This is a genomic window from Aeromonas sp. R10-2, assembly GCF_040908445.1.
GTDB classification, from domain to species: Bacteria; Pseudomonadota; Gammaproteobacteria; order Enterobacterales; family Aeromonadaceae; genus Aeromonas; species Aeromonas veronii.
This window is the reverse complement of sequence record NZ_JBFODS010000081.1, coordinates 1-11,460: the sequence shown is the minus strand read 5'-3', so window position 1 is coordinate 11,460 and position 11,460 is coordinate 1. Positions and strand designations below refer to the sequence as shown.

General features: G+C 57.4%; 8 protein-coding genes and 1 pseudogene. 4 read left to right on the top strand and 5 right to left on the bottom strand.

The features are described from left to right. The 4 genes and pseudogenes from AB5Y97_RS16110 to AB5Y97_RS16095 form a co-directional block, all read right to left on the bottom strand. Nucleotides 1-727 (bottom strand): annotated as a pseudogene (locus AB5Y97_RS16110) (IS1634-like element ISAs25 family transposase); the annotation flags it as partial. A gap of 90 nt (nucleotides 728-817) precedes the next feature. Then, complete coding sequence (locus AB5Y97_RS16105; protein ID WP_368158449.1) at nucleotides 818-1,426, bottom strand: histidine phosphatase family protein; 609 nt, start codon at nucleotides 1,424-1,426, stop codon at nucleotides 818-820. Between the two features lie 595 nt (nucleotides 1,427-2,021). Continuing rightward, complete coding sequence (locus AB5Y97_RS16100; protein WP_368158447.1) at nucleotides 2,022-3,485, bottom strand: chitinase; 1,464 nt, start codon at nucleotides 3,483-3,485, stop codon at nucleotides 2,022-2,024. Between the two features lie 307 nt (nucleotides 3,486-3,792). Next, nucleotides 3,793-5,013 (bottom strand): methyltransferase, encoded by a 1,221-nt coding sequence (locus AB5Y97_RS16095; protein WP_201946573.1) that lies wholly within the window; start codon nucleotides 5,011-5,013, stop codon nucleotides 3,793-3,795. Between the two features lie 183 nt (nucleotides 5,014-5,196). Between AB5Y97_RS16095 and AB5Y97_RS16090 the strand changes: the two genes are divergently transcribed. Beyond that, on the top strand, nucleotides 5,197-5,775 hold the full coding sequence (locus AB5Y97_RS16090; protein WP_111900926.1) for a PhnA domain-containing protein: 579 nt from the start codon (nucleotides 5,197-5,199) through the stop codon (nucleotides 5,773-5,775). A 196-nt stretch (nucleotides 5,776-5,971) separates the two neighbouring features. Here AB5Y97_RS16090 and AB5Y97_RS16085 read toward each other — a convergent pair whose 3' ends face one another. Beyond that, entirely contained in the window at nucleotides 5,972-7,498 is a 1,527-nt protein-coding gene (locus AB5Y97_RS16085) for a fumarate hydratase (protein ID WP_201946575.1), read from the bottom strand. Nucleotides 7,499-7,792: 294 nt separating this feature from the next. On the opposite strand from AB5Y97_RS16085, the gene pabB reads away from it, so the two are divergent. From pabB to AB5Y97_RS16070, 3 genes are all read left to right on the top strand, one after another. Then, nucleotides 7,793-9,076 (top strand): aminodeoxychorismate synthase component I, encoded by a 1,284-nt coding sequence (gene pabB / locus AB5Y97_RS16080; protein WP_234920552.1) that lies wholly within the window; start codon nucleotides 7,793-7,795, stop codon nucleotides 9,074-9,076. Between the two features lie 42 nt (nucleotides 9,077-9,118). Then, a complete protein-coding gene (locus AB5Y97_RS16075) occupies nucleotides 9,119-9,685 on the top strand; it encodes a CoA pyrophosphatase (RefSeq protein WP_201946578.1) in 567 nt (188 codons plus the stop codon). 216 nt (nucleotides 9,686-9,901) lie between these two features. Then, on the top strand, nucleotides 9,902-11,200 hold the full coding sequence (locus tag AB5Y97_RS16070) for a serine/threonine transporter (protein WP_005351750.1): 1,299 nt from the start codon (nucleotides 9,902-9,904) through the stop codon (nucleotides 11,198-11,200). The last annotated feature ends 260 nt before the right edge of the window (nucleotides 11,201-11,460 follow it).

Sequence of the window (11,460 nt, the reverse complement as noted above, 5' to 3'; positions counted from 1 at the left end):
CCCGGGTCACAAATAGTTGCTGCTGTTGCGCCAGTAATTGCAAGGTATCGGCGCAGTACAGTGCGGCATCGCCGACCAGATAACGGCACTCCTGCGCGGCCTTGAGACTGCTCAAATGGCGACGAACGGTCTGGGCAAAGGCTTTGGTGTCATTACTATTGCCGCTCAGGGCCTGCATATAGACAGGTAGGCCGGCCTGATTTTCACAGATGAGCTCAAGGATCACTTGATTCAGCTCTGGCCGGTGATCACGACTATAACCACGCACCAGTTGCAGCTTACCGACCAGATCCCCATCGGCACAGTCATAGGCGCCATCGACGTGGAAGCTGGTAATATCGAGGTGCACTGCGGTGCTTTTGAGCCCCAGCCGCTCGACAACTTGCGCCGCCATCACCTGATACAAGGCGCTGACATCGGCCTCAAAGAGGGCATCGAGACAGCGACCGAGCACATCATCATTGAGGTCATCAGCACAGATCCCGGGGCCAATCAGGCGCTCAACCGGCTTGTTAGCGAAGAATTGCGGGAACATGTGCAGGGTGCTGCTGTGAAAGCCGAGGCCGTTCACTATCATGGCGACCAAGGCTTCACCATGTGAGACCTTGAAAGGCGGGGTTTTGGGGAGCAAGGCATCGATCATGCGGGCAATGCCCAGTTCCTGGCAGAGTGCGGCGACCAAACCAAGGTGATCGAGGTTACGGATCGAGATAGCGGGTGCGGCCATGATGATCTACCTGCAAAAGAGAGTAATAGATCAGAACGGCCGATCGCCGTCAAGCACTGAAAATAGCAAAATCAGGTGCGGAATGACGGTTCAATCACGACCATCAAGAGGACGGCTAAAGCGCAGTGGGCCGCCATCAGCCAGAGAGATCCTCACCGACAGCATGCCGCCGTTGGGCAATTGCCACTCGAAGAAGTCATCAAATCCGGCCATCGTTACGGCGCGGATCACCTTGGCGACCACACCGTGCGCCACCAGCATTATCCGCTCCCCTTGCATGGTCGAAGCAAGTTCCGTGAGTCCCTGCGAGACCCGGGCAATCACCTCATCAATGGTTTCACCACCGGGAGGAGCTTCAGCCCAGCGCCTAGTGATATTGCGCGCCCACAGTTCGGGATAGCGTGTTCTTGCCTCTACCTGCGTTAGCCCTTCAAACAGGCCGACATCCCGCTCACGAAAGGCAGGCACAAGCTCCACAGGCAATCCCAGCTGACGAGACAAGATGGCAGCACTCTCCCTTGTTCGCAGCAGGGGGGACGCCAGCCGCCGATCGAACGGCGGCTCTGTCACTGCTACCTTCTCAGCCAGCCGGGATATCTGGCGCACGCCATCGTCGTTGAGCCCGATATCCAGCGCGCCCTGATAACGCCCTTCCGCATTGGCTTGCGTCTCTGCATGGCGGATCACCACCAGTTCCATGGTGCACTCCTCTTTCCTGCTATCTGCTTAGTGATTAAACCGCAATCGACTTCCCATTCGGATAACGTGACGACAATCCCCATTCATCTGCGCACCTTAACGATTCTTTAAAATCAAGCAAGATTACCTCGCTCGCAGTAAAAACATCCGCCGAACTACATACTCTCATCCGTAAACGAATAGATACACATGACTTTTACATCCAATATGTTCATTTCTCATTCTGAGAAATAAATAGCGCGCCGGGTGATTCCATGAGTTGATAGATGGGAAGAATAAACACCCTCATCATACATACGACAAAGATGGCGTCATGGGTGTGCTCTTCGAACCCATCGTTTAGCAAAACATCAATCAATGCTTTTTAATATTACTGAGCTGCAAGGTTAAAACATTAAATTCAGCTATCTATAAATTTGATATGGGCCGTTTACATCACTTTAAGCGGGAAATAAAAGTTGACCAAAAAAATACAGATATCCCTCCAGAGAGATGGATCTATTTTTAATCTCTGCCACATATCCTCCCAACGCAAAAATATATTACAAGGGGGCCAAGCCCCCTCTCCTTATCAATCAATGGATGGACTGTCTCTTTATTGGGTCGTCACCAACGCCCAGGGGCCACCTTTGGCGGGATCATCCCCTTGCGTCCACCATTTGGCCTGATAGACGGCGCCCTTGTAGCTCACCTTGCTGCCAGCGGTATAGACCTTGCTGGCATCCCAGGCAGGCTGACCATCAACCGGCGGGTCAACCGGATCGACCGGGGCGGGATCGAGCTTGGCGACGATCCGCACTTTCGGCCAGTTGGCGTGGGAGCCGTAGAAGTTGGTCACGCACTTCTCGTAGTCACCCGGCACCAGCGCAGAATAAGCGGTCTGAAAGCCCACCAGCTCGCACTCGAAGGAGTAACCGCCCGGGCGATCCGGATAGTATTTCCAGTTGCCATCCCAGTTGGTGTAGAGCACGTCGGTAGCGCCGTTAAGATTGAGGCTGCCATAGGGAGTCTGCTGCCAGCAGGTGTTCTTCTCATCCGCCTTGATCGGGATCTGGTAGTGGTTGGCCAGCCCTTCCCAGTAGCGGATACGATTGACCGGCTGCCCCTTGTCCTTGTTCTGCTCACCGCACTCGATGCCGCCGTTGATCACGTTGATGGTGGTACCGAAGCCATAGCCTATACCGGCGTCAGCCTCCCGTTTGGAGGGTACCCAGGTGCGATCAATCACGTGCAGCATGGCCGGTTTCGGGGCCTGCGGGGTGAGGAAGAACCAGATGGCAGAAGCGAGGTTGAGCCAGGAGTCCGCCACCAGCCCCGGGCTGTTGAGCAGCACGGAGGCATCGCCATCGAACATCGCCTCGGAGAAGGCACCGTAGTTGAAGTGGTAAGAAAGCTGCTTGGCGCCGCGGCCGAAGTACCCCTGACCCGTGCTGCAGGGCCACTTCTTGTTCTGCCAGTCGTTCTGGCCACAACCGGTGGTGTAGCCGGTCTGTCCCTCTGACCAGCCCATCTCCCGCACATGCACCAGCGCCTGCTGCCACTCCTCCAGCCCCAGCGGGTTATCGGAGACGTTCTCCTTGGCAATATGGCCACCGGTCTCCTGAGAGAAGTGGGCAAAGGCGGTCACGATGGATTTTTTACAGATCGCATCAGAATCGCGACCGTCGGTATATTCGCCACAGAACGCAGGGAATTTACCGATGGCTCGCAAGAAGCGGACATAAGTATATTCCGGCGCGGCCATCTGGGTTAAATATTCCCATTCAGATTGGGGAAATACCCGTTCAACCCGTTTTACGTTGTCAGGATTGCTTGCCAGACCCGGTTCAATGACATCAACGATTTTATTTGACCGGGTCGCCAATGCCTTGGCCCATATTGCATACATGGGATTAGCCGTCTTGGCTTTTTCCACGGCGGCCAGATCCGTGGCCGCAATCACATATCCTCCCGCATTTTGCGGATCGGGTTGAATATTCATGGCTGCACTCATTGCGGCATAGCTTGGCAATGCGCAGACGGCAGCGATCAGCCAGGCACAACGCTTGGGTTTGAACATGTTTATCGTCCTTGTTTGAATTAATGCGTTCCAAGAGTAGGTGTTTCAACAACTAAATTCACGATGAGAATTAAGAAATAAGCAGAATTTGTGAGCCATTTCACCTTGTGATATTAAGTGCAGCTGAAACAAAGAAAAAGAACCCAAACGAAAACGCCAGAGCGTGATCTTTCGCCCATTTTTAGAACAGTTGAGACGGCCAGGTGACCAACCATACGCTCATTGTTCGTGATGAAAAAAATGGCTGACAGGCTCAATCTGTCAGCCATCATCAATGTTCAAGAAAAATGCTCAAAATAGCCGGATGTCAGGCACGCACGGCACGGATCAGGATATTGCGCGGGGTCATGGGTTTGGCACAAAACTCCCCCACTTCGACCCGATAGCCCTGCTCTTGCAAAAAGAGCGCGCGATCCAGCGCCAGCCAGATCTCGAGGGGACGGCGAAACAAATGACGCACCAGCTCCATGCGGGCGACATCACCAAAGCGGCGCTCCCCGTGTTCCAACCAGGCGGGGTAGTCCAGCCCGGCGGGCAGCACAATCCCTTTGCGCTCTGCAGCCCAAACGCAGAATGCCTCGAAGGTGCCGGTCAGCAGGCTCTTTTGCATATTGGGCACCGGCAGATACTCATCCACCCCGCGCACCTGACGCTGCAGGCAGTCAAACCCGAGCCGCCACACCACTTCCTGCTCGCGCAGGCGGGCGATCCGCGCACCACCGGTCACCGTCTCCTGTAGCGGCAACTTGAGATCCGCCTTGCTCAACACCAGCTCGCTGGCGCTGGCCGCGGTTGACAGCGGGCGATAGTGGCTGGTACGGATCAGGTGGTAACAACAGGGAGAGATGGTCACGCCGCTGGCACTGCGCTCGGCCACCCGCTCCAGCAGATGGGTGTGCAGCTCGCCGCAGGCATGGAGTGCCATAGCGTGATGTTCGGGGGCGATCAGCGCCGCCGACTCGGGGGCAAAAGCATCGGCGCAGGTAAAGGTCATATTGGCGCCATCTCGCTCGGCCAGCAGCCGACCTTCGTCACAAAGCTGCTCTTGCAACTCCAGACTGAGGATCGGAGCCTGTCGATGAAGTGACACCAGCCGCCCAAGATGCCCTTTGCCGGCACACCACTCCAGATAGGGGCCCTGATGGGCCGGCAAACAGGCGGTGAACGACTCGATCTGGGCCTGCTTACGCCCCGGCATATGCAGCGCCATCTCCTTGCTGCAAGTGATGGGCTCAGGGGTAAACGGGGCAAGCTGACTGAGTTGCTGCAGCTCGGCTCCCTCGGCAATCCAGGGGGCAAGCAGACTGCTGAGTGCATCCATATCCGCATCGAGCTCCGCCAACTGGGCAAGGGTCAGCCCATTGAGCAGTGCCGCCAGTTCGGGCGCCTCATAAGCAAAGGCCATGGTCAGATGATGATATGGCTGATACTGCCACCAGCGTCGGTAGCGGGTGAGCAGTCGATCCAGGTGTTGAAAACGTTGAGCCAGCACGAATGCCCCTGCCTTGCAGTCAAAAAGGAGGCTCATTCTAGCGATCCCGCTTCAAATTGCACTCTCAATACCAAACGATCAGCGCCGCGCAACAGCACAGCCAACCTTGTGAGCCAGGGCAGACCTGACAAAGTGCGGGGTTTTATGCTATATTCCGCCCCCTCTTTCACGCGCCCCGCCCAACGCGGGTCGCTTTACACTAGCTATGGGACCAACAACATGACCATCAACGCCATTCTGCAAGCGCGCGCGGGCGCCAAGTGTGAACTGTGCAGCGCCGAGCAGGCGCTGACCGCCTTCGTGGTGCCTCACTCCCCCGCCAGCGACGATGATCACAGCGTTGCTATCTGTGACACCTGCCGTGGTCAGCTGGAACAACCTGATACCTTGGTGGTCAACCACTGGCGTTGCCTGAGCGACAGCATGTGGAGCCAGGTGCCTGCGGTGCAGGTGATGGCATGGCGCCAGCTGAAAACACTCTCCGGCAAGGGTGAAGTGTGGGCTCAGGATCTGCTGGACATGATGTACATGGAAGACGAAGCCAAGGCCTGGGCTGAAGCTGGTATTGCTGACGAAGATGATGACAGCGTACCGACCGTTGACTCCAACGGCGCCGTGCTGCAAGAGGGCGACTCCGTTACCCTGATCAAGGATCTGGACGTGAAAGGCGCCGGTTTCACCGCCAAGCGCGGCACCCTGGTCAAGGGCATCCGTCTGACCAACAACCCGCTCCATATCGAAGGCAAGGTCAACGGCGTGCAGATCGTACTGGTGGCCGCCTACCTGAAAAAGGCCTAAGCCAGGTGCAATTGCGCTGCTGACAGAGCACAAGCACAACGAAAAAGGATGGCGTCACGCCATCCTTTTTTATATCCGCTTGCCGCAAGCGGCCAACCTGAGCCCATAACAGGCCAGCAAAAGCAACAAGGCGCATCCGGATGGACGCGCCTTGTTTACATGGCCGATGCCGTTAACCGGCAGCAGAAACGGTCACTCAGGAGGAGAGTTTGCCGTCCAGCTCGGCAATCTTGGCAGACCAGTAGGCCGGGCCGGTTTCGTGGATATTGTTGCCTTCGGAATCGACCGCAACGGTCACCGGCATATCTTCCACTTCAAACTCGTAGATCGCTTCCATGCCGAGATCGGCAAATGCCACCACGCGGGCTTTCTTGATCGCCTTGGCCACCAGATAGGCAGCGCCGCCGACCGCCATCAGATAGACGGCCTTGTGTTGCTTGATGCTCTCGACAGTTTTCGGGCCACGCTCGGATTTGCCGATCATGCCGATAAGGCCGGTTTCGCCCAGCATCATGTCGGTGAACTTGTCCATCCGGGTAGAGGTGGTGGGGCCAGCCGGGCCAACTACTTCGTCACGCACCGCATCGACCGGGCCAACGTAATAGATAAAGCGGTTGGTGAAATCGACCCCTTCAGGCAGCCCTTCGCCATTTTTCAGCATGTCGGCGATACGCTTGTGGGCGGCGTCGCGACCGGTGAGGATCTTGCCGGAGAGCAGCACGGTATCACCGCTCTTCCAGCTGGCCAGTTCGGCCTTGGTGATGCCATCGACGTTGACGCGGCGCACGTTGCCACCCGCTTCACGGGTGATCTCCGGCCAGTCGCTCAGTTTCGGCGGGGTCAGCTCGGCGGGCCCTGAACCATCCAGCTCGAAGTGAAAGTGGCGGGTCGCGGCGCAGTTGGGGATCATCACCACCGGCTTGGAGGCGGCGTGAGTCGGCGCAGATTTCACCTTCACATCCAGCACGGTTGTGAGGCCGCCCAGACCCTGGGCACCGATCCCCAGCTTGTTGACCTTGTCGTAGAGCTCGACTCGCAGCTTCTCTTCGGTGGTTTGCGGGCCACGGGCGATCAGCTCCTGAATGTCGATATGCTCCATCAGAGCCTCTTTGGCCAGCACCGCCGCTTTCTCGGCAGTACCACCGATGCCGATGCCCAGCATGCCGGGTGGGCACCAGCCTGCGCCCATGGTCGGCACGGTTTTCAGTACCCACTCGACGATATCGTCAGAGGGGTTGAGCATCACCATCTTGGATTTGTTCTCGGAGCCACCGCCTTTGGCCGCGATGCTCACTTCCACCTTGTTGCCGGGGATCATGTCGATATGAACCACGGCAGGGGCGTTGTCTTTGGTGTTTTTGCGACTGCCGGCCGGATCGGCCAGCACGGATGCGCGCAGCGGGTTGTCAGGATTGGTGTAGGCACGGCGGGTCCCTTCGTCCACCATCTCCTGCACTGTCATGTCGCTGTCCCACTGGACTTGCATGCCGATCTTGACGAAACAGGTCACGATACCGGTGTCCTGGCAGAGCGGACGATGACCTTCGGCGGACATGCGGGAGTTGATCAGGATCTGGGCCAGCGCATCTTTGGCGGCCGGGTTGGCCTCGCGGTCATACGCCGCTTTGGCAGCCTGAACAAAATCCAACGGGTGGTAATAGGAGATGTACTGGAGGGCATCTGCGATAGAATCGATGAAATCCTGTTTTTTTATAATGCTCATATCATCCTCACTGGTCCTTGTCTCTGCCACGGAGCAGGGCAAGGGCTTCCATATGATGGGCCGTGCTGACGTGCTGGCTAAAAACTATCAACCAGCAAAAAACGAACGACACGGCAGTTTTTTCTTAAGTCACCGACACCTATGATACGCTTGCCCACCAGCACCGACTAGGGTTCGGGAACCAAACTGTTGCCTGTGTAACATAAAATGACGCCAACACTTCATATCCATCATCTAGACCATAGTGCTGAACTCCATCAGCTTTTTGCCCGCCTGCAACATCAGCCGTGGGCCATGTTGCTGGAGTCGGCGGGACCACTCGGCGCCGATAACGGCTTTGATATCATCACTGCCGATCCGCTGGCGACCCTCGAAACCCGCGGCGAGGTGACCACTCTGCGTGTCGGGGCGGATATCAGCGAACACAGCGAAGATCCCCTCGCCCTGCTGGCCCATACCCAGCAACAACTGCTGGGGGAGCTGGATCTGTGCGCCACTCACCTGCCCTTTATTGGCGGCGCCCTCGGCCTGTTTGGCTATGATCTGGGCCGCCGCTTCGAGCGACTGCCAGTGCAGGCCGCCGCCGATATCGCAGTGCCCGACATGGCGGTGGGCATCTACGACTGGGCGTTACTGCGCAATGTGGCGACCGGCGACTGGCAGCTGGTGCACTGGGGGGATGAAGCGGGCCTTGCCAACCGGCTGGCCTGGCTTGAACAGCAGCAGGCCGCCCCGGCCCCTGCTTTTACCTTGCTGGGGTCATGGCAGAGCAATATGAGCCGCGCCGAGTATGGCGAAAAGTTTACCCGCATTCAGGAATACCTCGCTGCGGGTGATTGCTATCAGATCAACCTGACCCAGCGTTTCAGCGCCCCCTATCAGGGGGATGAGTGGCAGGCCTATTGCCTGCTGGCAAGCGCCAACAAGGCCCCCTTCTCTGCCTTTATCCGCCTGCCGGAGAGCGCACTGTTGAGCCTCTCTCCCGAGCGGTTCCTGCTGCTTGATGGCCGCCATATCGAAACCAAACCCATCAAAGGCACTCGCCCTCGCCACCCCGATCCGGCCACCGATCAGCAAGTCGCGCTGGAGCTGGCACAGGCGGACAAGGACAGATCAGAGAATCTGATGATCGTTGATCTGCTGCGCAACGATATCGGTCGGGTCAGCCGGCCAGGCTCGGTCAGCGTGCCTCATCTCTTTGCGGTGGAGTCGTTTCCGGCGGTACATCATCTGGTCTCCACCATCCATGGTGAGCTGGATGCACGCTGGCAAGGGGTCGATCTGCTGCGCGCCTGTTTCCCGGGTGGCTCCATCACTGGCGCCCCCAAAATCCGGGCTATGGAGATCATCGAAGAGCTTGAGCCCCAGCGCCGCAATGCCTATTGCGGCAGCATCGGCTATCTCAGCCAGCATGGCAGGATGGACACCAGCATCTGCATTCGCACTTTGATCGCCGAAGCGGGTCGCCTGCACTGCTGGGCCGGTGGCGGCATCATCGCCGACTCCGACGCCGACAGCGAATATCAGGAGACCTATGACAAGGTCGCCCGCATCCTGCCGCCGCTGTCGGCGCTGTAACCCTCCCCACTGTCTGGCCAACGCACAGGAGAGCTCCCCGCCATGGATCGCCACGAACTGTTGACCCGCTTCCAGTTGCAGCGACCCGCCCCGGCCCATCGCCTCGCCATCGGCGGGCTCAGTCCGGCGGCAGTGTTGATCCCGGTGGTGATGCGCGATGAGGGGCTCAGCGTGTTATTGACCCGGCGCAGCCCCCAGCTGCGTCATCATGGGGGGCAGATCAGCTTCCCCGGCGGGCGACAGGATCCCGGCGACGAGAACCTGATTGCCACGGCGCTGCGGGAGACCGAAGAGGAGCTCGGCATTCCGGCCCGGCTGATCGAAGTGATCGGCACCCTCAACCCGCTCAATACGGTGTCACGATTCGAGGTACTGCCGGTGCTGGGGCTGCTCGATGGCAACTATCCCCTTATCCTGAGTCCGGATGAGGTGGATCACGCCTTCGAAGTGCCGCTGACCCATCTGCTGGATCGGCGCAACCACATCCCCCTGACCCTTTCCAGAGGGGGGAAAGCACACACCATCTACTGGATCCCCTGGCAACAGCACTTTATCTGGGGGGCTACCGCCAGCATGATCAACCAGCTAGCCCAGCATCTCGCAAAATAACAATTTACCTACATTTGGCTGAGCGAGATTTAATCATTAACACTAAAATAACGTGCCAATTGATAAACAATAATTGAATTTTTCTTGTTTTGATCACATTTCCATAAGAAAGTGCGGTTTTTCGTGCCGTAAAGATGAATTTGATCAACATTTTTGATTAGAAAAACCGTATCCTTGCGCCGACTTAATAAGAACCACACATTCGGGGTGAGATAGATGTCAAACACAGTCACTGGCACGCAGGGAGTTGCGGCGTCAACAGAGCAAGGGATCCGCTCTACTCAAACCACTCGTTGGGAAAAACGCGACTCTACCTGGGTCATCAGTCTGTTCGGGACCGCGGTTGGCGCGGGGATCCTGTTCCTGCCGATCAACGCGGGTATGGGCGGTTTCTGGCCGCTGGTCGTCATGGCGCTGCTGGTAGGTCCCATGACCTATCTGGCACACCGTGGTCTGGCCCGCTTCGTCCTCTCCTCCAAAAAGCCAAACGCAGACATCACCGAAGTGGTGGAAGAACACTTTGGCGTGGGTGCTGGTAAATTAATCACCCTGCTCTACTTCTTCGCCATCTACCCCATCGTGCTGATCTACGGCGTGGGTATCACCAACACCGTCGAAAGCTTCATGGTCAACCAGCTGCAGATGAGTGCCCCGCCGCGCTGGATCCTCTCCATCGTGCTGATCATGGGCATGATGTCGGTGATGCTGGCCGGTGAAAAGCTGATGCTGAAAGTGACCGAGCTGCTGGTTTATCCGCTGATCGCCATTCTGGCCGGTATCTCCCTCTACCTGATCCCGGACTGGACCGGCGCGGCGCTGGAGCAAGTGCCCTCTGCCAAGGATTTCGCCACTACCCTGTGGCTGACCATCCCGGTACTGGTCTTCTCCTTCAACCACAGCCCGGCTATCTCCAGCTTCTCTCTGGCCCAGCGCCGCGACCACGGTGATCAGGCTGTCGAGAAAGCCGATGCCATCCTCAAGCGTACCGCCATGGTGCTGCTGGGCTTCGTGATGTTCTTCGTCTTCTCCTGCGTCATGAGCCTGACACCGGCCCAGCTGGCAGAAGCCAAGGCCCAGAACATCGCCGTGCTCTCCTATCTGGCGAACCAGCATGCCAGCCCCATCATCTCCTACTTCGGTCCGCTGGTTGCGTTCGTGGCCATCGTCTCCTCCTTCTTCGGCCACTATCTGGGTGCCCGTGAAGGTCTGAAAGGGATGATCGTGCAGAACATGCGCAAGTCAGGCAAAGAGCCGAACGCCAAGAAAGTCGAGATGTTCATCATCGCCTTCTTCATCCTGACCCTGTGGGGCACTGCCATTGCCAACCCCTCCATCCTGGGCATGATTGAATCCTTGGGCGGCCCGATCATCGCTACCATCCTGTTCATCATGCCGATGTACGCCATCAAGCGCGTACCGGCCATGGCGAAGTATCAGGGCCATATCAGCAACGTATTTGTCGCTGTGATGGGGATGATCGCCATCTCCGCCATCCTCTATCAGCTGGTCGGTTAATCCCCCACCTGCCACTGATAGCAAAAAGCCAGCCGAACACTCGGCTGGCTTTTTTATCTCTGCTGTCCCGTCCTGAATATGGTTTACACAATAAATGGAGAACCCGATGGGACAAGGTGTGAAACGGACACAGCGCGATTACTCGCTGACTTTTAAGCTGACTGTAGTGGTCTAATCATCCCGGACACCATTTTAGGTGGTACACGCCACCATGACCTGAGGTGTTCAATGACAAGATTACGTCGCTCATTTACTGCCGA